Genomic DNA, 26,382 nt, shown 5'->3' with positions numbered 1-26,382 from the left:
ATGTTTTCATATCTGGAGGAACGCACCCCCGCCGAGGTGGAGGCGATTCGAAGAACCATACAGGAGCTGCTTCGTCAGACCTGTATTTTACAGGTAAAATACGATCCGGTGACGCTGACGGCCCGGGATAATGGGCGCTATCAGGTCTGTTTAAAGCACCGGGAATTTATTGCGGACTATCTTTCTGTGATGGGCTGTGAGCTGGTGCACGACCCGCAGGATCATCTGTTCCGGATCACAGGCGACGGTGCAGCGATGGAAAAAATGAGCCTGACGACGACAAAGCTTTTGCTTTTGTTAAAGCTGATTTACCGGGATAAAATCATGGGCGAGGGACTGCATGCAACGGTGACGACCCTGGCGGAAATCCGGGAATATGGCAGAAATACCGGACTGCTTCCGGGAAAATTGAACGCACAGGACTGGCAGGCTGCGCTAAATCTGATGAAAACCCACCAGATGATCGAGCTGCCGGGGGCGATTTTGAACGTAGAGGATCAGACGCCGATCTATATTTACGGTACGGTGAATATTTTCTGCTCGTCCTTGGCAATCAACGAGCTGGTACAGCGTTATCGGGATGACGCAGAAGAAAAAACGACGGAAGGAGAAGAGGAACGTGAAACAGGCGAAGAAGATCTTTACCCGGATGTGTCTGAATAACTGGGGCGGAATCAACCATAAAATTCTGGAATTTCACGAATATGTGAACCTGTTTTCCGGCAAGAGCGGCTCGGGAAAATCCACGGTTATGGATGCGATCCAGGTGATTTTATACGGCAGCTTTTCTCCGAGTTTTTTAAATAAAGCGGCGGACGACGCCAAAAACAGACGAAGCGTGTTGAGCTATCTGCGCGGTGAACAAAAGGACGGCACGGCAAACCGCGAAGGACAGGATTTCTGCGCCCAGATCGTCCTGGAGCTGCAGGATACCGGGACAAAGCAGTATGTCTGCATGGGAATTGCTTTTGAAGTACGGAAAAACGATTCTGAAATACGAAAGTTCGTTTATTTCAGCCATCTCGGAAAAATGCCGGAGGGCGGGTATCTGACGGCAGAGGGCTATCCTTATTCGAACCAGGAGATCCGGGCACTGACAGAGATGCGGATGAAGGAGACGGCAAAAGGCGGCAGGGCAGAGTTAAACCGCATTTATCCGTCCCGGGAGGCGTATATCAGCACGCTGTATGACCAGATCCTCGGCTACATTGACGGGAATCGTTTTATGACCATGGAAAAAAGTGCGATCGCGCTGAAAATGTCCAACGGGACGGGACAGTTTATCCGGGATTACATGTTCCCAAAAAGCGAGGGAGACACCATTGAAACGATCAGCGAACAGCTGGGCGCTTACCGGGACATCAAAGAAAAGATCGACGTGCTGGAAAACAAGATCGGAATGCTTAAAAAAGTGCGGGAAGCCGGACAAAAGCTGACGATGACGCGTGCGGATATCGTAAAGCAGCAGGCGGTGATCCGCTGTATCGACATTGAGGATTTGAAGAACCGGATCGACGCCCTTTTACAGGATCAGGATCGGACACAGGAGCGTTTGCGGGAGCTTCGGCAGCAGGAAGAAGAGCTGGAAGCCCTGTCTGCCCAGCTGGAAAACGAGCTGATCCTTGTCAGTGCGGACTTAAAGAGCAGCGACCTTGGCAACCGTCAGGAGCGTCTGGAAGAGCTGGAAAAAAGAAGCCGGATGCTGGCGGATAACGCGGCACAGTGGCGCAAAATCCTGCAGGGACTGCGGCGATGGGAGAGCGACGAGATCGTTGCGGACTATATCAGCAATCGGCTGCTGAATTTGATTGGCGCATTTTGCACCGGACCGGTGACACAGGCGCAGTGTCTGGAGCTGCGCAGCCGTCTGGAAGAGGAACGCCAGAATATCGAGGAAGAGTACGAAACCTATCACGAGCAGGAGCGGCAGCTGTCCAAAGACCTGAAGGAAAAGCAAAAGCTTCTGGACGATATGAAAAACAACCGCAAATCCTATCCGGAGGTGCTGACAAAGGCCCGGGCTGCCCTGGAGCAGAAGCTTTCTGCACTGTATGGAAGAACAATCAAGGTGTGGATTTTTGCAGACCTGTTCGATGTTGAGGATGAGGAATGGAAAAATGCGGTAGAAGGACGTCTGGGACGTCTGAAGCTGAGCCTGATTACAGAGCCGAAGGTCGCGGCGGATGCAGCAAAAGCCTTCCGGGAGATGGGGCAGTTTGAGGAAATCGATCTGATTCATTCTGAGGCGGTCACAAAGAGCAATCCGAGGGTGGAGGAGGGTTCGTTATACGAGGCTGTGCGGGCGGTCGAGCCCTTTGCAGACAGCTGCTTAAAACGCTATCTGGGACGGATTATGAAATGCCGCACGGTGGAGGAGCTGCGAAGCGCCAAAGACGGTGTGACGCCGGACTGTTATTCCTACAGTAATTTTATTTTCCGGCATCTGAAAAAACGGGATTATACCGTCGGCGCGTGCATCGGAAGCAAGGTTTCCCGCGCACGGCAGCAGGACTATGAAGTAGATGCGCAGCGTCTGAAAAAAGAGCTGGAAGAGGCAAAGCGCATGGCGGACGGTCTGAAGGCGGTCCGGGAGATGGAGAGCCTGAAAGAAGAGCCGGCGTATCTGGAAAGCCTTTCTCGGGCAGCGCAGGAGCTGGAAGCCGTGCTTTTGGAAACACAGGAGACGAAAGCAACCATCGAAAGTCTGCGGATGGGTGCATATAAGGAGCTGGAAGAAAAAGAAGCAGAGCTTCGCAAAAAACGCAGCGAGCTGAAAAAGAGAATATCCGGTATGCAGAATGAAATTGCACAGCAGACCGGTAATCAGGAGCGCATCCGCACGGAGCTGCAGTCTAAAAACGCAGCATTAAAGGAGGCGTCTGTCGGTTATACACAGCAGCCGGAGATCACCGCAATGGTGCAGGAGGCGCTGTCCAAACGATCCTCCGGCGCGGTCAGGGCCCAGAAAAATGCGGAGATAGAAGTACTTTGTGAAAAGGAGCAGGAGCAGACAGAAGAGCTGTCCCGGGCAAGAAACGCCTATATCCTGCAGTATCCCTCCAGCGGATTTTCCGGCTCGGAGAAATCCAATGAGGGTTATGAGCAGCTGCTTTCCCAGTATGAGACAGATTTTGAGCCCCAGTATCGGACAGAGTTTGAAAAACAATGCGATTTCATTTACCGCAGCCTGCGGGAGAATGTGATCGCAACGATTCACGGCGACATTAAGGCGGCAAAGCGGCACGCTGCGGAGATCAACCGCCTGTTGAAAAAGACGAACTTCTCTGATAGTATTTACCAGATTAAAATCGAGCCTGCCTACAATGAAAACGGTCAGTTTTACGACATGCTCATGGCACCGGAGTTAGACAGCAAGAACCTGGACAATGACGGCTTCGAGGGGCAGCTGTCCCTTGGAGAGGACAGCTTTTATCAGAAATACGAAGCAAAGATCAGGCTGCTGACAGACAAGTTCATGCCGGTAAAGGACGACGATGAGCGGGTGCTGGAGCAGCACCGTCGGGAAATGGAGCAGTATGCGGATTACCGCAATTATTTGTCCTTTTCCATGTATGAGCAGGTTACGGATGCAGATGGAAACGTGATCCGTGAAAATTTCGTGGATGACATGGCAGGCCGTGATTCCGGCGGTGAGGGACAGAATCCGAAATACGTCGCACTGCTTGCCGGTTTTGCGATGCTTTACATGCAGCAGACCAACCGCGACAGTCGAATTAAGCTGGTGCTTCTGGACGAGGCCTTTTCCAAAATGGATCAGGAGAGAAGCGCGGTCTGCTTAAAATATGCCCGGCAGATGGATCTTCAGCTGATTGTCTGCGTGCCTGACGAACGCTTACAGTCCCTGATCCGCAACGTGGACTGTGTGTATGGCTTCCGCCGCCACAAAAACCAGATCTCAATGATGCATATCGACAAGGGAAATTATCTGGAGCTGTTGGAAGGCGTAGAATAGAGTACAGGATTGCCCCGGGCAGCGGTGACACGATCGCCAGCCCGGGGCATTTTTTCCACGCAGCTGCAGACTGCGAGTTTCACTGTTTATTCTACCGCACTGAAGAAGATCCACGTTCCGGGAGCAACTTCATGTTTCTGCCCGGCAATCGTGATGACTGCATCAACCGGCGTTTCAATTTCGTATCTCCATTGATCGCCCTGCAGTTTCCAGTCGGAACGGATCAGACCATGGCGGGAGCGATAGGAGCAGGAAAGCCAGCCGAGGCGTTTGTCGGGAAGCGGAGAGACAGAAATCTTTTCATAGGCGGGATAGCCGTCAAGCGGACGGATTCCGGCGGCGTTTCCATATACCCAGTCAGCGACTGCGCCGTAAGCGTAATGATTATAGGAATTCATGTCGCGGGTCCAGAAATCGCCGTTTTCCATAATACCGTCCCAGTGCTCCCAGATAGTCGTTGCGCCTTTTGTGATCGGATAAAGCCAGGAAGGATAGTTTTCCCGCAGCAAAAGTGACCAGGCGAGGGAGACATAGCCGTAGTCCGAAAGTACATGGAGCAGGTAAGGCGTTCCGACAAAGCCGGTTTTTAACTGCACACCGGCGTCTGTAACGAGCTTTGCAAGCTGATCTGCTGCAGCCTGACAGTCTTTTGCCAGGTGGAAATGGGCGGCGAGGATGCATTCGGTCTGCGTGTGGTAAACCGGCCAGGTTTCCTGGAAAGCGGCAACGATATTTTTATAGAGCGTCTCATATTCCGAAACATCTTCGCCAAGCACGTTACCGGCTTTCATGACCAGCTCCGTGGAATGCGCATAAAAAGCAGAAGCGATTAAGTCTTCGTCAGAAGAACCTTTGTAGCTGCCGGACGGTGCATCCAGACCGAGCCAGTCGCCGTAGTGTTCTCCTCCGGTCCAGAGGTTTTTGGTCGTGGTGGAGGAGGTGATATAGCCCACCCATTTTTTCATACTGTTAAACTGGCTGCGCAGAATGTTTGCATCGCCGAATGCCAGATAAAGTTCCCACGGGCAGACACAGGCTGCGTCGCCCCAGGCTGCGCTGCTCTTTTGATTTTCGAGTATGGCAGGAATGACGTGGTCTACATGACCGTCCGGATACTGGTCTGCGGCAAGATCCGAAAGCCATTTGCGGTAAAATGCTTCCGTATCGAAATTGTAGCAGGCGGTACGGATAAATACCTGCGCATCGCCTGTCCAGCCGAGACGTTCATCGCGCTGCGGGCAGTCGGTCGGGACATCGACAAAGTTGCCTTTCTGTCCCCAGATGATATTGTCGAACAGCTTATTTAACAGCGGATTTGAACTGGAAAGAAAACCGGTGCGTTGCAGGTCGGAGCAGACGACAACTGCGGTAAAAATGTCCGGACGTACTGCATCCGCTCCGCCGGGAAAGTGATCGACACGGATATAGCGGAAGCCAAAGAAGGTCAGCTTCGGATGCCAGGTCTGGAATCCTTCTTTACAGAAATATAAAAATTTCGCTTTGGCAGCGCGATAGTTTTCTGTATAAAAGTTTCCGTGTTTGTCAAGAACTTCCGCATGGGAAAGCTCAACACAGTCGCCTGCGTGGGCGTCTAAAGAAACTTCGACATAACCGGTAATTTCCTGACCGAAATCGATGACAGTTTCCCCGGCGGGCGTAGTGAAGATCCGCGCAGGCACGATACGCTCCTGTTCGGTAATTTTTTCGCCCTGTTGGGCAATCAGCGTATCGGACGGACCGTCAAATTCCTCGATTGCAATTGGAGCAGAGGACGGATCAAATGCCGCGTCGTAGGTCTCGCCATCATAAATTTCACTGAAACGGACATTGCTTTCATATGCCGACCAGTCTGCTCCGGTCGGGAGAAGCTGCGTGTTGCCGTCTGTATAGGTAATCGTCAAAAGTGCGATCAGTCCGGCTGAAATCTGTGCTTTTTGCTGACGGTGCGCTTCATCGGGCCAGGCAAGCGGACTGCGGTACCAACCTTTTCCGACGATGATGGAAAGTTCGTTTTCCGAAGAAAGGAGCTCGGTAACATCATAGGTCTGCACCTGCAGGCGGTGGCGATAGGATGTCCAGCCGGGAGCAAGGACGAAATCGCCGATGCGTTTTCCATTTAAAGATGCTTCATAAACTCCCATTGCTGTAACAGAAAGTGTTGCGTGCGCAACAGAAGATAACGACTGATTGGGAGAAGAAAAAAGAGAAAACTGTTTGGAATAGACCGGGCAGACGTCCCCTGTTGTCTGTGCCGGACGAATCCATTTTGCGTTTGGAATCATAAACATACCCTCCTTGTTTTGGTTCGTATTGACTTTTATGATAACAGATAGTAGCCTAAAGAAAAGCACCTGATTTTGACTGAAAATGGGGGTGAACTTGTCTTTATGTTCCGAGGGGAGATTACAGAATTCCAGTTCTATCAGAACAGGAAAGCGGAAAAACTCATTATGATGCCGTTTTGTCAGGAGGATCTTGAAATGCACGGCCATAATTTTTTTGAGCTGGCATACATCACGGGTGGGACAGCGGAGCATACGCTGGAAAACGAAGGGAAAACCATTTCTGCAGGCGATTATTTTTTTGTGGATTACGGCTGTCTCCATGGATTTCAGAACTGTAAAAATCTGACGCTGATCAACTGTCTGTTTTTGCCGGAGACGGTGGATGAAACACTGCAGGGCTGCCGGAGTTTTTCCCAGCTGTTGCAGGGCTGTCTGTTAAAATATTACCGGATGTCACTTGGGCAGGCGAAGTTTGCCAGAGTGTTTCACGACCGGGATGGACAGGTAGGGCAGCTGATGCAGGAAATGCTTCTGGAATATCAGGAGCAAAAAGTCGGATGCTATCCGCTGCTTCGGTTCAAGCTTCTGGAAATCCTGCTTCTGACGTTGCGCGGGCTGATCGAACCGGAAAACGAGCGCCCCTACAGTACGTCTGTGCAGGAGGTGCTGGAATATGTAAACGGGAACTATCAGGACAGCCTGACGCTGGGAACATTCTGTGAGCAGAAGCATTACAGCGTTGCCTATATCAGCAGGCGGTTTAAGCAGGAAACCGGGGTGACGCTGCGCGAATATGTCCAGAATGTCCGCATCGAAAAAAGCTGCGAACTGTTGGAAGACAGTGATCTGAGGGTGGTGGAGATCGCCCGCAGAGTCGGCTATGAAGACATAAAATTTTTTAATCAGATTTTTAAGCGGCGGATGCAGATATCCCCGCGGGAATACCGGAAAATCTGCATGAACCGTGCAGCAGACGGATAAAAGATATGGAGCAGAAATATCTGAAAACAGAGGAAACCAATTCAAAACAGGAGGAAGTATGGAACCGAAGGTAAGCATTATTGTTCCTGTATACAATGCACAGGAATATTTGAAACGCTGTGTGGACAGCATTTTAAGTCAGGATTACCGCGACTTTGAGCTGCTTTTGATGGATGACGGCAGTAAGGATGCATCCGGCGAAATCTGCGATGCATATGCACAGCAGGATGGCCGGGTACGTGTGGTCCATAAAGAAAATACCGGCGTGTCGGATACGAGAAATCAGGCACTGGAGCTGGCGCGGGGAACGTTTCTTCAGTTTTTGGACAGCGACGACTGGATCGTGCCGGAGGCGACAAGGCTTCTGGTGCGTTCGATGGAGGAATATAACTGCGACATGGTCATTTCCGACTTTTACCGGGTTTCCGGGGAAAGGCTGGCGCAGAAGGGCGACATCGAAGAGGACAAGGTGATGAGCCGTCAGGAGTTTGCTTCCTATATGATTGAAAATCCGGCGGATTTTTATTACGGCGTACTCTGGAACAAAATGTACCGCAGGAGCATCATCGAAGAATATCATATCCGGATGGATACCTCCATCAGCTGGTGTGAGGACTTTTTGTTTAATCTGGAATATATCCGCCATGCGGAGAGCTTTTTTGCCCTGCAGGTGCCGATTTATTATTATCTGAAGCGTCGCGGCAGCCTGGTCAGCCAGGGAGCGAGCATCACGAATACGGTGCGGATGAAGAGCAACATTTTCGAGTATTATAACGAGTTTTATAAAGACGTTTACGAGGATAAAGATTATGCCGATATCCGGCTGCAGGTCTACAGCTTTTTATGGGCTGCGGCAAAGGACGGCGGCGTGCTTCCGGGAAGCAAGAAGCTGGGGGAAGAGCGCAGGCGGATTACCCGGGAAGAAGTGGAAGGAAACGGCGCAGTGATCGGGCAGTACCGGTTCCGCAGGCTGTATGAATATGAGCTGGATCTGGCGGCGCAGAAAAATATGCTGACGTTGGATGAGGCGCTTTTGCTGTGTGCCCTCGCCCAGTGCAGCGCCTGCTACAGTGCACGCAGGCTCGGGGAAATCGCCGGAGTCGGACAGCCGAGGCTGTTTCTTGCGATGCAGAAGCTGGAACGCAAAAAGCTGATCGCGCCGGAAAAGCCGGTTAAGGAAAAGAGTGCAAAGGAAAAGCCCGCCGACAGGATAGAAAGCACAGCGGAGAAAAAAGAGCGCACGGCGGACAAAAAGGAAAAAAGCAGCGAAAAGAAAGAAAAGAACCGCTTGCTCCTGACAGAGGAAGGCAGGAAGCTTTCCGGAGAGCTGCTGCGCGTGGAAAAAGACCTCTACAGCGTCTGCATGGAAGGTATTTCGGACGAGGAACAGAAGCGGATGGAAAAGCTGATGGGCAAAATTCAGGAAAACATGATTCGATTCATGGTGAAAGAAGTGCCGGAGGACGAACCGGGTTTGGAGACAGAGGAAGCGGGTGAACGGAAACAATAATCTTGCGCAGTTTACGCGCCTGGTTTATGATAAGGATAAATCATGAATTAAAGTGAGGAATATTATGAATCTGCCGTCCGCGTTTTTGACGCGCATGCAGGAAATGCTGGGAGAGGAATACGAAGCATTTCTGCAAAGCTATGAATCCGGTCATTATCAGTCGCTGCGGCTCAACCCGCGCAAAACGGACCGGGAGGAATTTACAGAAAAATCGCCGTTTCATCTGACGCCGGTTGCATGGGAGAAAAACGGTTTTTATTACAGCGAAGAGGATACACCGGGCAAGCACCCGTATCACGAGGCTGGTGTTTATTATATTCAGGAAGCGAGCGCGATGGCGCCTGTCGGATATCTGGACGTACAGCCGGGGGATTATGTGCTGGATCTGTGCGCTGCCCCCGGCGGGAAAAGCACCCAGATCGGTGCTGCGATGCAGGGAAAAGGTATTTTAGTCTGCAATGAGATCCATCCGGCGCGGGCAAAAATTCTTTCGGAAAATGTGGAGCGGATGGGACTGACCAATGCAGTTGTGACGAACGAAAGCCCGGAGCGACTGTCCGCTTATTTCCCGGAATATTTCGATAAAATTTTGGTGGACGCCCCCTGCTCCGGTGAGGGGATGTTCCGAAAGCACGAGGAAGCCTGCAGCGAATGGAGTCCCGAAAACGTGGAGCTGTGTGCAAAGCGGCAGGACAGCGTGCTGGACGAAGCTGCCGCAATGCTGAAAAAAGGCGGCAGGCTGGTATATTCGACCTGTACGTTTGCGATGCAGGAGGATGAAGGCAGTGTTGCACGATTCCTTTTGCGGCATCCGGAATTTTCCATAAAAGAGACGCACCGTTATGACGGTATGGAGCCGGGCAGACCGGACTGGGCGGGAACCGAGCCCGTCCCGGACGGAATGGAAAAGACCATTCGTCTCTGGCCCCATAAGCTGCATGGAGAAGGACATTTTCTGGCGGTGCTTGAAAAAACAGGGGAAGTGCCGGAGGGATACCGGGCGCGCAGCCTGTATGGAATCCAGAAAGGAATTGCGCCCAAGGATTTTGCTGCATGGAAAGAATTTGAACGAGAAAGCCTGAAGAAGCAGTTTGATGGAATCTTTTTATTGTTCGGCGACCAGCTTTATCTTGCGCCAAAGGACATGCCGGCTTTAAAAGGCTTAAAGGTGCTGCGTCCGGGACTGCATCTGGGCACGATGAAAAAAGGGCGGTTTGAACCGGCACATGCGCTGGCACTTTCGCTTTCGCCTAAAGAGGCAGTGCATTGCTGCAACCTTTCCGGTGACAGCCAGGAGGCAAGGCAGTGGATCAACGGTATGACGCTTTCCAAAGACGGGGAAAAGGGCTGGCAGCTGGTCTGCGTAGATGGATACAGCCTCGGCTGGGGAAAGCTGGCAGGCGGGATTTTAAAAAATCATTATCCCAAAGGGCTGCGAAAAACAATGTGACAGATGTGCTGTCTGTGCAACCCGCCGCAGGCGGAGCAGGACTCTGTTTTACATATGCAGGAACCAAAAAAAGGAGGAAAACATTATGAGATTTACACTGGATTACGATCAGTACGCTGCCCTGGCAAGACAGACGGCAGCAGAGGGATGTGTTCTTTTAAAAAATGAGAAAGAGGCACTTCCGATCCGAAAAGGAGAGACAGTTTCCGTGTTTGGACGGATTGCTTTTACCTATTATAAGAGCGGAACCGGATCGGGCGGTATGGTAAATGCACCGTATAGGACAAATATTCTCGACAGTCTGAAAGAATGTGAGGATATTTCGGTCAACGAAGAGCTGGAAGCGGTTTATCAGGACTGGATCCGGGAAAATCCCTTTGATATGGGAGAAGGCTGGGCGCAGGAGCCATGGAGCCAGAAGGAAATGCCGGTCAGCGAGGCGCTTGCACAGAAAGCGGCAGCATCCTCTGATCTTGCTGTTGTTGTGCTGGGCAGAACAGCAGGCGAGGACATGGACAACAGTGCAGAGCCGGGAAGCTATCTGCTGACAGCAGAGGAGGAGGCGCTGATCAAAACCGTCTGTAGCGCATTCAAACGGACTGCCGTTGTGTTAAACGTCGGCAATATCATCGATATGAAATGGGTGGACCGCTACCAGCCCCAGGCAGTTTTGTATGTATGGCAGGGCGGTCAGGAGGGCGGACATGCGGCGGCAGATATTCTGACCGGCGCAGTGAACCCCTGTGGTAAGCTGAGCGATACGATCGCAGCAGATATTTCGGATTATCCGTCTACGGATAATTTTGGAGATGCTGTATGCAATGTGTATGCAGAGGATATTTACGTTGGCTACCGTTATTTTGAAACCTTTGCAAAGGAAAAAGTAAGCTATCCCTTCGGCTTTGGTCTGTCTTATACGGATTTTTCCGTGGAGGTTTTGAATACAAGAACGGATGGTACGAAAGCAGAACTTACCGTTTTGGTTAAAAACATCGGAAAGACTGCCGGAAAAGAAGTCGTGCAGGTGTATGTCTGCCCGCCTCAGGGAAAGCTTGGCAAGCCTGTCCGGAATCTAAACAGCTTTTACAAGACGCAGCTGCTTACGCCAGGAGAGGGGGAGGAGGTAAATCTCGTCGTTTCCCTGGAAAAGAGTGCATCCTATGATGACAGCGGTGTAACCGGGGAGAAATCCTGTTGGGTGCTGGAAGCTGGCGCCTATGGCATCTATGTCGGAACAGATGTCCGCAGCGCGAAAAAGGTTTGCGAGGTGCAGTTAGACGAGCTGTGCGTCATTTCCAGACTGGAAGAGGCACTTGCACCGGTACAGCCATATGAGCGTCTGGTTCCGGTCGAAACGGGTAAAAAGGGCATAGACGGAGAGCCGGTTCTGGAAATCGGAAAACAGGCAGCGCCTCTGCGGAGTGTCGATCTGGCAGAAAGAATCCGGACAGAACGCCCGGAGGCAGAGGCCTGCATCGGCGATCAGGGCTGGAAGTTAGCGGATGTTTGTGATAAAAAGGTGACGCTGGAACAGTTTTTATCACAGTTATCGGACGAAGATCTGGCATGCCTGGTCCGGGGAGAGGGCATGTGCTCTCCGAAGGCAACACCTGGCATTGCGTCTGCATTCGGCGGTGTGACGGATTCCTTAAAGGCATTTGGAATCCCGGTTGCGGGCTGCTCGGATGGACCCTCCGGAATCCGTATGGACTGCGGAACCATCGCCTTTTCCCTGCCAAACGGCACACTGCTTGCCTGCACCTTTAATCCGGAGCTGGTGGAACAGCTTTATGAGATGGAAGGAATGGAGCTGCGCAAGAATCAGATTGACACGCTGCTGGGGCCCGGCATGAACATTCATCGCAATCCGTTAAACGGCAGAAACTTTGAATATTTTTCGGAAGACCCCTGTGTGGCAGGTACGATGGCTGCAGCTCAGTTAAAGGGCATGGGAAAATACGGTGTGACCGGAACGATTAAACACTTTGCGGGAAATAACCAGGAATTTAAGCGGCACGATGCAAACGGCGTTGTTTCCGAACGTGCGCTGCGCGAGATCTATTTAAAAGGCTTTGAAATCGCAGTAAAAGAAGGACATGCCTACAGCATTATGTCTACCTACGGACCGATCAACGGAATCTGGACAGCAGGCAACTACGACCTGCTGACGACGATTTTGCGGAAAGACTGGGGCTACCAGGGCGTGGTAATGACCGACTGGTGGGCGAAGATGAACGAGGAAGGCGAGGAAGGCTCCCAGAGCAATACGATTCCGATGGTGCGCGCTCAGAACGACGTTTACATGGTTGTTTCGGATTCTGCTTCGAACTCTGCAAATGACAACACGATGGAGGGCCTGGCAGATGGACGACTCACAAGAGGACAGCTGGTCAGAAATGCAAAGAATATCTGTCATTTTCTGATGCGTTCTCCGGTGATGAACCGTTTCTGTGATCGGGAATTTGATGTATGTGAAGAAATTAACAATCCGGCAAAGGATGCGATGGCAGGAAATGTGATCGCAAGCCAGAAAGTAGAAAAAGAGACAAAGCTCGATCTGACAAAGCTGAGCACCCAGAAGGGCGTGCGCGCCGGGTATCTGCTGGACGTCTCCAAAGCAGGCAGCTATCAGATGATTTTTAAAATGCATTCCGGAGAAAATCCGTTTGCGCAGCTGCCGGTTTCCATTTTTGTCAACGGCGTCCTGCAGCAGACGACGACCTTTAACGGAACCGACAACAAGATCATAGAGCGTGCGGTAACGATAAGCTTCCCGGAAAGCGGGGAAAACCAGCTGACGCTGTTCTTTGGCGAGAGCGGGGTCCGCATGGATGAAATCCTTCTGGTGCAGGAATAAAACGGCATACAAGGGCTTTGCGTACGGACTGGAGGAAACGTGAAGAAAGAGAAACAAAAAGACAGAGAGGATAGACAGATCTGCATTGTGTTTGCGACGGCGCTTCTGGCGTGCGCGCTCCTTACCGGCTGCGGTGCTGCGAAGGAGGATAATCTTTCGCAGGGAATTGCGCTGGTGGAGCAGATGGACTATGAGGGCGCGCTGACCTGCTTCGAGGCGGCAGCCCTGAATAAAGAGGATATGCGTCAGGTTTACAGAGGGCAGGGGCTGGCTTACATGGGCATGACGGATTATGAGAATGCAGCGGCGAGCTTTGAAAAGGCGCTGGGGCAGAGCAGCCCGCGTCCGGATGCGATGGATTATGACATCAACTATTATCTGGCGACCGCCTATTATCGGAACGGACAGGTCGACAAAGCGATCCATGTTTATCAGGCAATCACGGATCTGAAGCCCGGGGAAAAGACCGCCTGGTACTTAAAAGGAACCATGGAGCTGGAGCAGGGCAGTACGGACGCTGCGAAAGCCGATTTTGATAAGGCGGTTGAGGCTGCGCCGAACGATTACGACATCCGGATTGATATTTTCTGCAGCTGCAGCAAATACGGACAGGACGATCTTGGAAAATCCTATCTGGAAAATGTTCTGGACGGCGACAGGAAGCGGATTTCGGATTTCGATCTCGGCAGAATCAGCTACTACCTGGGCGATTATGAGCAGGCCCGTACCTCTTTGGAAAAGGCGCAGGAAAACGGCGGTGCGGAAGCAGCGTCCCTGCTCGGTCAGACCTATGAGGCACTCGGTGACTACAATTATGCGGCGAGTGTCTATAACACCTACCTGCAGAACAAAACGCCGGACGCGTCTTTGTACAATCAGCTCGGGCTTTGCAAATTAAAGGGCGGCGATTATGAAGCGGCGCTTGCAGCGTTCCAGGCGGGGCTGGAAGTAGAGGGCAATACGGCGACGCAGTCGCTGATGTTCAACGAACTGGTAGCGTATGAATACCTTGGGCAGTACGATAAAGCGAAGCTTGCGATGGATCAGTACCTTGCTTTGTATCCGGACGATGAAAAGGCACAGCGGGAAGCGGTATTTCTGCAGACGCGGTAGTCCCACACACGGACAGGACAGTATAGTCGCATGGCTGCTTAGAAAGAAATGTAGGGAATGACTATGGAGAAACGTGTAAAAATCAGAAAAACGGTTTTTGGCGGCGCGATCGCCCGTATCTGCTGTCTGGCGTTGTGCCTTTGTCTCGGATTGTCGATATCGATGACGGCACAGGCAGCATCCGGGAAAAAAGTGACGCCGGTTACGATGGCAGCAGTCGTCGGGGAAGAAAAAACGGTGACGCAGCAGGCGGATAAAACCTCTGCAGCACTTGGTATTTTACCGGTCGGCACGACGGTCAACGTATGCGGGCAGACCGGCAGCGGGAAAAGTGGCATGTACCAGATTGTCTATGGAAATGCGATCGGCTATATCACACAGACAGCCTGCCAGCCGGTCTGCGTGGATGCGGCGATGACGGCAGCGCTTGCTGCACAGGCGGAAGCGGTGAAACAGCAGGTGGCACAGGCCCAAGCAGCAGCGGCGGCACTGGCAGCGCAGCAGGCGGCACTGGCGCAGCAGGCAGCAATGCAGCAGGCAGCAGTACAGCAGGCAACAGTACAGCAGGCGGCACTGGCTCAGGCGCAGGCTGCGCAGAAAACCCCCATTCCGGCGGGCAGCGGCAACGTCATCTTCGTCGGGGACTCCCGCACGGGACAGATGGCGAATGCAGTCGGTGGAACGGCAGCATGGCCTGGTACGGCCTTTGTGGCATGCTTTGGAGGTGGCGTGGACTGGCTTTCCACCGCCCAGGCGAAAAAGGACGTCGACCAGTATATGACGCCCGGCTCAGTGATTATTCTCAATTACGGCGTCAATGATTTATCACGACACAACGATTATATTACGACGATTAACCGATATGCACAGGATTGGATTTCGAAAGGTGCGACGGTGTACTTCGCCTCGGTCGGTCCGGTCGGGGAAAACGAATACGGAAAACGCAACTGGGCGGTAGAATATTTTAACAACCAGTTAAACAACCGGCTGGATGCCAGAATCGGACGACTGAATCTGTATGTGTTTCTGGCGGGCAGCGGATATACCACGCAGGCAGACGGACTGCATTATGATGGTGCAACCTACGCAGCAATGTTCCGGTTTTTGATGCAGAGCATTGGAAGAATATGAAACAAAAATACGAACACATTCAGCTTCTGAGGGCGCTTGCCTGTATCGGAGTGTTTATCACCCACCTTGCACCGAGGCTGGGAGCGACGGGAAAAGCCGCGTGGCTTGCCAATCAGGGAGCGGCGGGCGTGTATCTATTTTTTGTCCTCAGCGGCTATCTCGCCTGCTGTGACAAAAAGCTCCCGACGGCTGGAAAAAAAGAGCTGCTGACCTATTATAAAAAACGTCTGGTGCGGATTCTTCCGCTGTATTATGGGGTGATCCTTTATAACATCCTGCTGCACGGGCTGATTTTAAAGGATATTCCGGCAGACCCGCAGGGCCTGTACTGGCTTCGGTATTTTTTCCTGACAAACAGCGTGATCCCTGCACCGAATGATTTCTGGGGAAACCTGAGCGCAACCTGGACGATCAGCCTGTTTATGGCGTTTTATCTGCTTGTGCCGGTCTTTGTGCGCCTGATCCGCGGCTGTACGAGCGCGTTTTTCTGCTATGTACTGGCATTGATTCTGCGGTATTTGTGGGTAAAAACCGGATACGGTGATTACATGATGATTTTTTATTACCTGCATTATTTTCTGCTCGGTATGTTGGTCTGGGAGATCCATCAGGCGGGAAGGCGTATCGGCGCGCAGTTGCTTGTCTATATCGGCATGCTTGCGGCAGCAGGTGCGGGTTTGGCCCTTGGCAGGGCGCAGACGGATTCGTTTATTTGGTGGTCGTGGTGCTTTGGCATGTTACTGCTTGCAGGCAGCGGCTTTCGGTTCTGCAGGAAAGGAATCGGAGGTCGGATTTCGGATGCTGTGCTGTGGACGGATCGGTATTCGTATGAGATTTATCTGGTGCATGCTGTAATTTTAGAAGGGCTCGGCATGGTGCGGGTACAGATCGGACTGCCGAACGCAGCGTTTCTGATTCTGGCGCTGCTTCTGACCGGCGCAGGTGCGGTATTTTCCAAAAAACTGATCGAAGACCCCGTCGCCGGACTTGTTGCCCGAAGCAGAATGTGATACCATAGCAGAAGCTTGGAAAACTGACGCAAGCCAGGAAAACAAAAAGGAGAAAAAGATATGATTGACCAGTTAATTGCAAATATCAAAAAGACAAATGCTCCAATCGTTGTCGGACTGGACCCGATGATGAAATTTATTCCGGAGCAGATTCAGAAAGCTGCTTTTGCGGAATACGGCGAGACGTTAAAGGGCGCTGCAGAAGCGATCTGGCAGTACAATAAGGGCATCGTGGATGCAGTAGCGGATCTGATTCCGGCAGTAAAGCCGCAGATCGCCATGTATGAGCAGTTCGGCGTAGCAGGTCTGATCGCATTTCAGAAGACCGTCGCATACTGCAAAGAGAAAGGTCTGGTTGTCATCGGCGATGTAAAACGCGGCGATATCGGTTCCACTTCTGAGGCTTATGCGGTTGCCCATCTCGGAAAAGTAGTAGTGGGAGAAAAGAGCTATGCACCCTTTGACGAGGATTTTGCAACGGTGAATCCGTATCTGGGTTCCGACGGCATCAATCCGTTCATAAAGGTCTGCAAAGAAGAAAATAAGGGCATTTTTGTGCTGGTAAAAACTTCCAACCCCAGCAGTGGTGAGTTCCAGGATCGTCTGGTGGACGGCAGACCGTTGTATGAAATCGTCGGTGAAAAGGTTGCCGAATGGGGCAGCGAGTGCATGGGCAGCGAATATAGCAATGTTGGTGCGGTTGTTGGCGCAACCTATCCTGAAATGGGCAAGGCGCTGCGCAAGGTGATGCCGAAGTCCTACATTCTCGTGCCCGGCTACGGCGCACAGGGCGGCAAGGGCGCTGATCTGGTGCACTTTTTCAATGAAGACGGACTTGGCGCGATTGTCAACTCTTCCCGCGGCATCATTGCAGCATATCAGCAGGAAAAATATGCACAGTTTGGTGCGGCTAACTATGCGGACGCATCCAGACAGGCGGTTATCGATATGAGAGAAGATATCGCACAGGCGCTGCAGGGACGCAAATAAATGAAAACGTCAATCAGAATATAGAAAAAAATCGGGTGGAAGCTGTCAGGTATCTGGCGCTTCCGCCTTTTTCGTGTAGGAAACAGCGTCTCTATATAAAAAAGAATGTGCCAAGGCACGAGGGGATGGACAAGGCAAAAAAACGTAATATATGGACAAGTCAAAAAAAACGCAATATAATAAATGAAATGTAATATATTGCAGCGAGGAAAAAAGAATGAATCAGGAAGTCAGCATAACAAAAGAACAGGTTCAGAAAGAAATGAAATATTTCCGCAGGCTTTTTCCGATTGTGAGGCTCCTGGACGGGGAAAGGCTGCTGCGAAGAAACGATGGCATGGAAGCAGAACCGGTGGAGATCGATGCACCAGAAATTTGCCATTGTTATGATCTGTGGAAATACTCGGCTCCCTGTAAGCATTGCATTGCACTGGAGGCAGTCAGAAGCAGAAAAGAAAAGTGCAAGCTGGAGATTGTGGGGAATGACATCTATCAGGTGATCGCAAGATATCTGGAAATGAATGGAAAGCCTTACGTGATGGAGCTGGTACACCGTCTGGATGAGGATGCACTGACGGATCTGGAGGAAAAACAATATCTGATTGAACAGCTGACGGGCTATAACGAGAAGCTCTATCAAGATGTGCTGACAGGTGTATTCAACCGCCGTTATTATGAAGAAAAGGTCAAAAATATGTGGGGACCTGTGGGCATTGCGATGATGGATCTGGATAATTTTAAATATTATAACGATTCCTACGGACACAATGTGGGGGATCTTGCACTCAATAGTGCTGCAAAAGTGATCTTATCCAATATCCGAAAATCAGATTTTCTGATCCGCTATGGCGGGGACGAATTTTTGCTGGTACTGCCCGGGATCCGGAAGGACGCCTTTGACAAAAAACTCAACCAGATCCAAAAACAGCTTCATCAGACCACTTTGGACGGCTATCCGGGTATCTCCCTTTCTGTGAGCATCGGAGGAGTAACGACGGTGGAAGAGACTGTGGGGACCGCTTTGGAGCGTGCGGATCGGCTGATGTATCAGGCAAAGAAGCATAGAAATCAGGTTGTGACAGAAAGCAGTACGGAGGGAATCCGTCAGGAGGTCGGAGAAAGGCTGGAACGCGACTCCGGCAGAGAACTTGTCCTCATTGTGGATGATGCCAAGATCAACCGGGAGATTCTCTTCGAAATGCTGAAGGATAGGTTTGACATTATAGAAGCATCCAGCGGCGAGGAGTGTCTGGAGCTGCTGCATCAATACGGGACAGAAATATCTATCGTTTTACTGGATTTCATCATGTCGGGAATGGACGGACTCGGTGTTTTGAAGGTGATGAATAAAGAACATCTCATCGAAGATATTCCGGTCATCATGATTTCCAGCGAAGACTCGGAGCTACATATCCGTCAGGCATACGAAATGGGCGTATCAGACTATATCGGCAGACCCTTTGATACAAGTGTTGTTCGCCAACGTGTATATAATACCATCAAGCTGTATGCAAAGCAGCGCAAGCTGATCGACCTGGTTGCAGGCCAGATGCAGGAAAAAGAGAAAAACAACCAAATTATGGTCAATATCCTGAGTCATATCGTAGAATGCCGAAACGGAGAGAGCGGACAGCATGTCCGGAATATCGGAATACTGACGAAGATTCTTTTGAAAAAGCTGATGCAGAAAACGGATCGATACCAGATGACATGGGGAGACTTAAACCGGATCGCACTGGCGTCGGCACTTCATGATATCGGCAAAATCGGCATTGAGGAAGCCATCTTAAATAAGCCCGAAAAGCTGACGCAGGAAGAATATGAAAAAATGAAAAAGCATACCGTGATCGGGTGGTCGATGCTGCAAGATCTGAAACAGTATCAGGAGGAACCGCTGGTACGTATTGCAGAACAGATCTGTCGCTGGCATCACGAGCGCTATGACGGAAAAGGTTATCCGGACGGCTTAAAGGGGGACGAGATCCCGATTTCAGCACAGGTGGTTTCCCTTGCAGATGTATATGATGCATTGACCAACGAGCGTGTATACAAAAAGGCGATTCCACATGAAAAGGCGATTGAAATGATCGTCGCAGGAGAGTGCGGACAGTTCAATCCGTTGCTGATAGAATGTCTGCTGGAGATAAAAGAAGATATCCCGATTCAGCTGATGAATGCTGAGCACAGAAATAGCTGGACACCTCTGGGGGGGGGTAACACCCTCGTGGCGGGTTTGAAGACAGAAGGATAGAGGATAAGGGAAAAGGAGAGGAAAAGATGACAGTCAGAGAATGCTATGAAAAAATCGGATCTGATTTTGACAAAGTGCTGGGACGTATGGGCAGCGAAGCGCTGGTAAAACGGTTTGCAGTTAAATTTCTGGAAGACAAGAGCTTTGAGGAGCTGACGGAATCCCTGAAAGAAAAGGACGGAGAGGACGCATTCCGCGCCGCACACACCTTAAAGGGTATCTGCGCCAATCTTGGGCTGGACAGATTATACGAAATAGACTGCGAGCTGACCGAAAAGCTGCGCGGACGTCAGACCGAGGGCAGCGAGGAGTTATATCAGAAGGTGGCAGAAGCGTACGAAGCCACAGTAACCGTGCTAAAGGAGCTGGAAAATTTCTGAAAATCTTTACAGATAGTGAAGCTTGATCTAAACTGATAGGGAAAAATCTAAAAGAGCGGGGAACAGAGGAAGAAATATGCGTCTCAGGGGAAAAGGCGCAGCAGAATCAGACGATACACTGCAGTTGGGCACTGCGTGTTAAGATTCTGTTAAGAAAGAGTGAGAACGATATCACAAAGGAGACATTCTTCTTCAGAAAAATACAAATGAAAGGGAAGACACAGATGAAAATAGCGATGATAGGACATAAAGATTTCCCTTCTCGTTCCGGAGGCGTAGAGGTGGTAGTTTATGAGCTTTCGACCAGACTTGCTGCCAGAGGACATGAGGTAACCGTGTACAACAGAGGCAGGCAAAAGGGGCATAATGCTTATCTGGAACAGAACGTCAGGGTCAAGCGGATTTTTACATTTAAAAAGCAGATTTTGAATGCGATGGTCTATTCTTTTCTGGCGACATTTGATACAATATTCCATGATTTTGATGTCATTCATTATCATGCGATCGGACCCTCCGTTCCATTGTTTCTTGCAAAGCTGTTTGGCAAGCATACGGTATGCACGGTGCATGGACTGAACTGGAGAAGTGATAAGTGGGGTGGTTTCGCTTCCTTCTATCTCCGTCTGGGAGAAAAAGTTGCCGCCCGTTTTGCTGATGAAGTAATCGTTCTTTCCGAAGAGGAGAAACAATATTTTCTGCAGAAGTATAATCGGGACTCTATTCTGATCCATAATGCAGTGGAACGGATCACACCGGTTTCCTGTAATGTCATCCGGGAAAAATATGGCCTGGAAAAAGACAGCTATATTCTGTATGTCGGACGGATTTCTCCGGAAAAGGGTCCGCAGGATTTGCTGGAGGCGTATCAGAAGCTCCGGCTGCAGGAACGCCTGGTATTGGCTGGCCCGATCCCGGAAACGGAATTTGGAAAAGAAATGCTCCACAAAATCGATGCAGACCCGAGGGTGATCCGTACCGGCCTGGTGCAGGGACAAGAGCTCGCTGAGCTGTTTTCCAACTGCAGGCTATTTGTCCTTCCGAGTCATACCGAGGGACTTTCCCTTGCCCTTCTGGAGGCAATGTCCTGTGGCGGAAGATGTTTGGTCAGTGATATTCCGGCAAATACGGTGATTACCAAACAATACGGGGCAGAGTTTGAGGCAGAGAATATTGATTCGCTGGCGGCTGCGCTTTCGAAAGAATTGACAACTCCAAAGGACGAAGTACTGCTAAAGCAGGAAATAGAATATGTCAAAGAAAATTTTGATTATGATGCAGTGATCGAATGGCATGAAGATGTTTACAAATGTGCTCTGAACAGAAAAAATGAGAAGCGTTGGGAGCAAAATTGCTGATGAAGAAACAAGATGTGCAAATTTCAATAATTGTACCAATTTATAAGGTGGAAAAGTATCTTGTCCGGTGTGTAGAGTCACTGATTGCGCAGGATTTTTTGTCGTTGGAAATTATTCTTATAGATGACGGCAGCCCTGACCGGTGCGGAGAAATTTGTGACAATTATGCAAAAAAAGATGCACGGATTATCGCTTACCATAAACCGAACGGCGGCTTGTCGGATGCGCGCAACTACGGACTGGAGCGGGCGCATGGGGAATATGTCTTATTTGTAGACAGCGATGACTATCTGGAGCCCCAGGCCTGTGCCAACCTATGGAAGGAAGCAAGGGCAGGCTTTGCAGATATAATTATCTCCAAAATGGCACTGGAGAAGCCCTCTGAAGGGATGGCACGGTTTGAAAAGGTGGCGGAGGATCGTTTTCAGTATCATCGTATCTATAGCGGCCCGGCATATCTGATGGGATGTCTGGAGGGTGGTGCACTTCGGGTAGAGGTTATCCGAACCATGTTTCGGCGAGATTTTCTTGTTAGAAATGACCTGTATTTTGAGTACGGTATTTTACATGAAGATGAAGAATTTACACCGAGAGCATTGTTAAAAGCGGAACGGGTTGTGTTGACAGATTATGTCTATTATCATTATGATAATTCCAGAAGTGATTCTATTATGAATTCCACGGCCTTAAACGCAAAAAAAATTGCAGACAGGGTGAAGATCTACGATGGACTGAGGAAGCTTTATAAAACAGTAAAGCCCCGGAAGCTGCGCAGGCTTCTGGAAGATGATCTGTCCTGGAAATATATTGATTGCTATTGTGCCAGTGAACCAAAAAGCAGAAAAAAGCTTGGTGTAAAGAGACTTGTCGTTTTAAAATGTGCCTATAAAGCCAGACGCAGAGCAAAGGCTCTTGTCTTTGCACTTGCGCCGAATCACTATGCAAACCGGATGCGGGAACAGGCGCTGGTACGCAAGGTACATCAGAGAAGAAGCAGCAGTAAAGCTTTGCCCATAGAGAGAGAACCTGCAAAAAACATAAAACATACGGAAAAGAAAGCTGGAAAAAGCAGATTAAAAAAAAGAATGAAGTTTCTGGCGAAGTTTCTGTTTTTGATCCTGCTTTTGGCAGGCGGACTTGCCAAAAATATTTACGATAACCGGACGAATTATACGGCGGAATTTTATCAGGTCAGCTCCCGAAAGCTGACACATAGTATTCGGGTAGTTTTTCTGACAGATGTGCATTTGCGGGAATACGGAATGGATAACGGCGATCTTGTAGAGGATATAGAAAATCTTTCACCGGACCTGATTCTGCTTGGCGGAGACCTTGTAAATGATACTGTGGATTCTTATGACAATATGATCTCCCTCTGCAGCCAGCTGACAGAGATCGCACCGGTATGCGGTGTGCTGGGCAACCATGAGGACGTGAAGATTTATCATCAGGGAGATGAGGAACTGGTAAAACGCTTCGAAGATGCAGGCGTGAAAATCCTGCGGAACGAGGAAACGTCCTATTCCCTGTATGACAATACGGTCAGTGTGATCGGTATAGAAGGAAAACCGGAAGATTTTGCAAGCTATGGAGCGAAAGAGTGTATGGAGGCGCAGGAAGCAGAGGATCAATATGATCTGCGCATCTGTATTGCGCATGTGCCTACTTATTTCCCGGAGAAGCTGGAAAATTACAGCTTTGACCTTGGACTTGCAGGACATACCCACGGCGGAATTGTCCGTTTGCCGAAGCTGGGCGCTCTTTATTCTGCGGAAGAGGGACTGTTCCCGGAGTATGGAGGAGGTGTCTATACCCTTGACAACAAGGCGACGCTGATTGTCAGCCGTGGACTGGGAGATTCCGACAAATGGCCGAGGATCAATAATGTTCCGGAGCTTTCAGTGATCGATATTAACTAAACCTTCCAATGCCGTAAGTAGGATAGTGCAATGAAAGAAATTAAAGGAAAAGTGAAAAGAGCAGTTCAGATACTGTGGGAAAACAAATATCGGATGACATATTATATGCTGATCTTGTGCATTTTGTTTGGATGCATTCATTATGCGGAAAGCGGCATTTGGTCCAGCGCGAATATTTCATTTAATTATTCAGAGGCATCCCTGGGCTTAAGCCCGAATAAAACCCGTTTTAACGCCTATGAAATCGTTTCAGAGGAGGTTATGCAGCGTGCCATCGAAAAAGTTGGTTTGCAGGGAAGCATTTCCGCATCGGAGCTTGCCAGCCATGTCTTCATCACTCCGGAAGGAACGGGACATGTGGGCGGAAGTGACGATTACATCAGCACATCCTATAATATCAATCTCAATGCAGACGGATTGGAACTGAAAAATCGGACAACCATCAGTCTGCTGAAAAGTATCTGTGAAGCATACCGTGAGTTTTTTCAGAAAAACTACTGCGATAATCAGGACATGTTAAAGGAAAAACTCGAAGTTACAACAGATTGTGAGCCCTACCTGCGTCTGAATGAGCTGGAGCTGCGGGCAGAATGTATCATGCAGTATTTAAATGCGCGTCTGAGCGAAAACAAGAGCTATGTCGATACCGAAAATCCGGATTCGTCTACCAATAACTTCACGACGCTGAGCAAGCAGATCAACAATATTGTGGATTATGATATTCCGAATGTGAAGGCCTACGTGATCGAAGGAGGGATTGCAAAGGATGCTTCCCTGCTGATCAGCATTCTGGAGTACAAAAACAAAATCGACGATATTGCCGCACAGAAGGAAATGGCATATTATGATGCCAACAAAAACGGAATTTCCGTATATGAAAAGTCCATGACATCCGTTGTCATGATCCCGACGACAGATGAGATGGAAGAATATTACATGTCCCGGACAAAGACTGCAATGGACAATATGGCGCGTTCTGCGGACAGCTCGCTGCAGGCAGCGACGGATTATCAGTCGGAAATCGTGGATACCAGTTATGTAGTGGAGAAGATGCAGACGGTTACCGATGATGCAGGGCGTCTGAAGGAAGCACAGGATATGATCAACAAGCTGGAAAGCGGAATCAATGAGATTTCGGATCAGCTGTTTATATTGGATAAGGCATATATCAGATACAAGTCACAGAACTATGTCTCTTTTACTTATAATAATGCGTCCTTTACTCAACGAATTAACGTAAAAAAGACAGGAATGAAAGCTGCAGCAGTTCTGGCGTTTATGGTGGGCTTGAATTCTCTGAGGAAAGTCAGGAAGAACAGAAAGGGCATAAAGAAAAGTGAAAAAGTTTGAGATTTTGCGATATCTGAAACGTTTTAGTATGCTGATTTTTTTGCTGACGATGGCAGGGGCGGCAATGATTTACCTGTATGCGCAGGGAAAGCAGCAATATACAGCATCTGTTGTTTTGAAGTACACAAATGACGGCATAAAGGACGGCTATGCCCCGGACGGTTCTGATCTGGATGTGAATGAAATCTATTCCTCTACCGTAATTGCACAGGCGATGGATTCTCTTGGAGCATCCGGAAGACTGACGACAGTACGATCGAACTGCAGCGTTACACCGATTATTTCAGAGGAACAGGAGAAGATCAACGATGCACTGATCGAAAAGGGAGAAGAAGTCACCTATTTTCCGGATACTTATAAGGTGAGTCTGGTGGTGGATGGAAAGCTGGGCGGCAGCTATGCACGCAATATGCTGGATGCGATCATGCAGAGCTACTGTACCTATTATACGGAAAAATATGTGGAGCAGAAGCTGTCCCTGAATCCGTCCAGGAATCTTCTGGATAACGGTTATGATTATTATGAATGTGTCCGTATCCTCGAAAACGATACCAACGATATGCATGATTTTCTGCTGGCAAAGCGGGAAAGCTACCCGAACTTCAGATCCTCCCAGACAGGCTATACGTACAAAGATCTCTGTGCGATTTATTCTGAACTGAAAAAATATGAGATTCCGAAGCTGTATGCATATGTTCTGGATGGACCGCAGATACGGGATGGTAAGATCCTGCAGGAATTTATTGCAAACAGCATTGCAGATTCCCAGAACAGTGAAGAGGTTGGAGCACAGCAGCGCAGTGAGATCGAAAGGCTGATCGCTTCCTATGTGGAAAAGAATGCCGGAATTCTGGAGAGCTATTTTACAGAGGGCGGAGACAATGTCTCCTCTAATTATATTCTGGGAACCATCGAGGATGCAGGAGCCGGTGCAAAGGCGATCACAACCTACGATAACCTGATCCTTGAGCTGGTCGGAATTGATAAGACCATTGCGGCAGACAAGATCGATCGTCAGTTTCAGGAAGAGACCCTGACGGCATTTCAGAACGTGACCTTTGGTGGAACAGAGGAAGAGCATGCAAAGATGGAGCAGATGATCACTGATTATGAGAACGAGCTCCAGGAATATTATGAAATCGTCAATACCAGCAGTAAGGAGTTGAATCTGTATATCAGTGCGGATTATCTGAAAATGGTCAGCTCTGTCCGCGTAGCACCTTCGATCAATATCAAGCTCTATATTATGCTCGCGCTGGTATTGTTTTTCGTGATCGGCTGTTGCGGAGCAGTCCTTTTGGGACGACTGTCGGATATCGTGGACTATCTGTTGTATGTCGACAAGAAGACAGGGCTGCCGAACCGGGAAAAGTTAAATATTTATATTGGAGAAATGGCGGGAAAGGTTCTGCCGGAAGCTTTCACCTGCTTTACTTTGAGTCTGGATAATCTGTCCGAACTGACAAAGCGGTTCGGATATACCGTAGGCGATGGCGTGTTAAAGGATTTCGCCGGACTGGTACAGCTGATGGGAGATACGGAAGGCATGAGAGGATATAATGGAATTGGCCGCTTTGTTGTATTTTTTGAAGAGTGCAGCAGCAAAAAGGCAGCAGCCATGATCCGGATCCTGGACAATCAGGTAGAGGAATATAACAGCTTAAATCCGGAATATCCGATCCGCTATACGGCGACGTGGGCAACGACAGAAGAAACAGATACTTATGAAATCCGAGAGCTGCTGCGCCTTTCACAGAAAAAATGGAAGCAGATGGAGAAAGCAAAAGAGCAGTCTTCCTGTAATTGAGGAGGAGAGCTGAAAGGAAA

17 protein-coding genes are annotated in these 26,382 nt (G+C 49.7%); 16 read left to right on the top strand and 1 reads right to left on the bottom strand.

The genetic code is table 11. The annotated features are described in order from the left end of the window. Positions 1-663 (top strand): DUF4194 domain-containing protein, encoded by a 663-nt coding sequence (locus OCV62_RS04680; RefSeq protein WP_262585387.1) that lies wholly within the window; start codon positions 1-3, stop codon positions 661-663. Further along, positions 620-3,973 (top strand): SbcC/MukB-like Walker B domain-containing protein, encoded by a 3,354-nt coding sequence (locus tag OCV62_RS04675; protein WP_262585386.1) that lies wholly within the window; start codon positions 620-622, stop codon positions 3,971-3,973. Before OCV62_RS04680 ends, OCV62_RS04675 begins: the two co-directional genes overlap by 44 nt. Before the next feature lie 86 nt (positions 3,974-4,059). On the opposite strand, the gene OCV62_RS04670 is transcribed toward OCV62_RS04675, so the two are convergent. Next, positions 4,060-6,255: an alpha-L-rhamnosidase gene (locus tag OCV62_RS04670; RefSeq protein WP_262585385.1), complete on the bottom strand. Its 2,196-nt coding sequence runs from the start codon at positions 6,253-6,255 to the stop codon at positions 4,060-4,062. Between the two features lie 75 nt (positions 6,256-6,330). Between OCV62_RS04670 and OCV62_RS04665 the strand changes: the two genes are divergently transcribed. The 14 genes from OCV62_RS04665 to OCV62_RS04600 all read left to right on the top strand — a co-directional run bounded on the left by OCV62_RS04665 (position 6,331) and on the right by OCV62_RS04600 (position 26,362). Then, positions 6,331-7,239: an AraC family transcriptional regulator gene (locus OCV62_RS04665; protein WP_262585384.1), complete on the top strand. Its 909-nt coding sequence runs from the start codon at positions 6,331-6,333 to the stop codon at positions 7,237-7,239. Positions 7,240-7,297: 58 nt separating this feature from the next. After that, entirely contained in the window at positions 7,298-8,749 is a 1,452-nt protein-coding gene (locus OCV62_RS04660; protein WP_262585383.1) for a glycosyltransferase family 2 protein, read from the top strand. Positions 8,750-8,813: 64 nt separating this feature from the next. Further along, a complete protein-coding gene (locus OCV62_RS04655) occupies positions 8,814-10,199 on the top strand; it encodes an RsmF rRNA methyltransferase first C-terminal domain-containing protein (RefSeq protein ID WP_262585424.1) in 1,386 nt (461 codons plus the stop codon). A gap of 85 nt (positions 10,200-10,284) precedes the next feature. Further along, complete coding sequence (locus OCV62_RS04650) at positions 10,285-13,056, top strand: glycoside hydrolase family 3 protein (protein WP_262585382.1); 2,772 nt, start codon at positions 10,285-10,287, stop codon at positions 13,054-13,056. A 39-nt stretch (positions 13,057-13,095) separates the two neighbouring features. Beyond that, positions 13,096-14,169 carry a tetratricopeptide repeat protein gene (locus OCV62_RS04645; protein WP_262585381.1) on the top strand — a complete coding sequence of 358 codons (1,074 nt, stop codon included), beginning with the start codon at positions 13,096-13,098 and terminating at the stop codon, positions 14,167-14,169. A 63-nt stretch (positions 14,170-14,232) separates the two neighbouring features. After that, a complete protein-coding gene (locus tag OCV62_RS04640; RefSeq protein ID WP_262585380.1) occupies positions 14,233-15,300 on the top strand; it encodes an SGNH/GDSL hydrolase family protein in 1,068 nt (355 codons plus the stop codon). Beyond that, entirely contained in the window at positions 15,297-16,310 is a 1,014-nt protein-coding gene (locus OCV62_RS04635) for an acyltransferase family protein (protein WP_262585379.1), read from the top strand. Before OCV62_RS04640 ends, OCV62_RS04635 begins: the two co-directional genes overlap by 4 nt. A 60-nt stretch (positions 16,311-16,370) precedes the next feature. Further along, on the top strand, positions 16,371-17,300 hold the full coding sequence (gene pyrF / locus OCV62_RS04630) for an orotidine-5'-phosphate decarboxylase (protein ID WP_118762770.1): 930 nt from the start codon (positions 16,371-16,373) through the stop codon (positions 17,298-17,300). A gap of 217 nt (positions 17,301-17,517) precedes the next feature. Next, the gene (locus OCV62_RS04625) at positions 17,518-19,551 is read left to right on the top strand and encodes a diguanylate cyclase (RefSeq protein ID WP_262585378.1); all 2,034 of its coding nucleotides are present in this window, start codon (positions 17,518-17,520) and stop codon (positions 19,549-19,551) included. Between the two features lie 26 nt (positions 19,552-19,577). Continuing rightward, positions 19,578-19,931: an Hpt domain-containing protein gene (locus tag OCV62_RS04620; protein WP_262585377.1), complete on the top strand. Its 354-nt coding sequence runs from the start codon at positions 19,578-19,580 to the stop codon at positions 19,929-19,931. 224 nt (positions 19,932-20,155) lie between these two features. After that, entirely contained in the window at positions 20,156-21,286 is a 1,131-nt protein-coding gene (locus OCV62_RS04615) for a glycosyltransferase family 4 protein (RefSeq protein WP_262585376.1), read from the top strand. After that, on the top strand, positions 21,286-23,205 hold the full coding sequence (locus OCV62_RS04610; protein WP_262585375.1) for a glycosyltransferase: 1,920 nt from the start codon (positions 21,286-21,288) through the stop codon (positions 23,203-23,205). The genes OCV62_RS04615 and OCV62_RS04610 overlap by 1 nt, the downstream gene beginning before the upstream one ends. Before the next feature lie 30 nt (positions 23,206-23,235). Continuing rightward, entirely contained in the window at positions 23,236-24,555 is a 1,320-nt protein-coding gene (locus OCV62_RS04605; protein WP_262585374.1) for a hypothetical protein, read from the top strand. Then, positions 24,542-26,362 (top strand): GGDEF domain-containing protein, encoded by a 1,821-nt coding sequence (locus OCV62_RS04600; RefSeq protein ID WP_262585373.1) that lies wholly within the window; start codon positions 24,542-24,544, stop codon positions 26,360-26,362. Before OCV62_RS04605 ends, OCV62_RS04600 begins: the two co-directional genes overlap by 14 nt. Positions 26,363-26,382: the final 20 nt, after the last annotated feature.

The organism is Gallintestinimicrobium propionicum (assembly GCF_025567525.1).
GTDB classification, from domain to species: domain Bacteria; phylum Bacillota; class Clostridia; order Lachnospirales; family Lachnospiraceae; genus Gallintestinimicrobium; species Gallintestinimicrobium propionicum.
The sequence above is the reverse complement of the archived record's forward strand: the minus strand, read 5'-3'. Positions and strand labels throughout refer to the sequence as shown.

What these genes read in the sequence shown, in the direction of transcription:
- OCV62_RS04680 (WP_262585387.1), top strand. Translation starts at nt 1, where the DNA reads ATGTTTTCATATCTGGAGGAACGCACCCCCGCCGAGGTGGAGGCGATT.
- pyrF (WP_118762770.1), top strand. Translation starts at nt 16,371, where the DNA reads ATGATTGACCAGTTAATTGCAAATATCAAAAAGACAAATGCTCCAATC.
- OCV62_RS04660 (WP_262585383.1), top strand. Translation starts at nt 7,298, where the DNA reads ATGGAACCGAAGGTAAGCATTATTGTTCCTGTATACAATGCACAGGAA.
- OCV62_RS04615 (WP_262585376.1), top strand. Translation starts at nt 20,156, where the DNA reads ATGAAAATAGCGATGATAGGACATAAAGATTTCCCTTCTCGTTCCGGA.
- OCV62_RS04620 (WP_262585377.1), top strand. Translation starts at nt 19,578, where the DNA reads ATGACAGTCAGAGAATGCTATGAAAAAATCGGATCTGATTTTGACAAA.
- OCV62_RS04640 (WP_262585380.1), top strand. Translation starts at nt 14,233, where the DNA reads ATGGAGAAACGTGTAAAAATCAGAAAAACGGTTTTTGGCGGCGCGATC.
- OCV62_RS04610 (WP_262585375.1), top strand. Translation starts at nt 21,286, where the DNA reads ATGAAGAAACAAGATGTGCAAATTTCAATAATTGTACCAATTTATAAG.
- OCV62_RS04635 (WP_262585379.1), top strand. Translation starts at nt 15,297, where the DNA reads ATGAAACAAAAATACGAACACATTCAGCTTCTGAGGGCGCTTGCCTGT.
- OCV62_RS04670 (WP_262585385.1), bottom strand. Translation starts at nt 6,255, where the DNA reads ATGATTCCAAACGCAAAATGGATTCGTCCGGCACAGACAACAGGGGAC.
- OCV62_RS04655 (WP_262585424.1), top strand. Translation starts at nt 8,814, where the DNA reads ATGAATCTGCCGTCCGCGTTTTTGACGCGCATGCAGGAAATGCTGGGA.
- OCV62_RS04605 (WP_262585374.1), top strand. Translation starts at nt 23,236, where the DNA reads ATGAAAGAAATTAAAGGAAAAGTGAAAAGAGCAGTTCAGATACTGTGG.
- OCV62_RS04625 (WP_262585378.1), top strand. Translation starts at nt 17,518, where the DNA reads ATGAATCAGGAAGTCAGCATAACAAAAGAACAGGTTCAGAAAGAAATG.
- OCV62_RS04650 (WP_262585382.1), top strand. Translation starts at nt 10,285, where the DNA reads ATGAGATTTACACTGGATTACGATCAGTACGCTGCCCTGGCAAGACAG.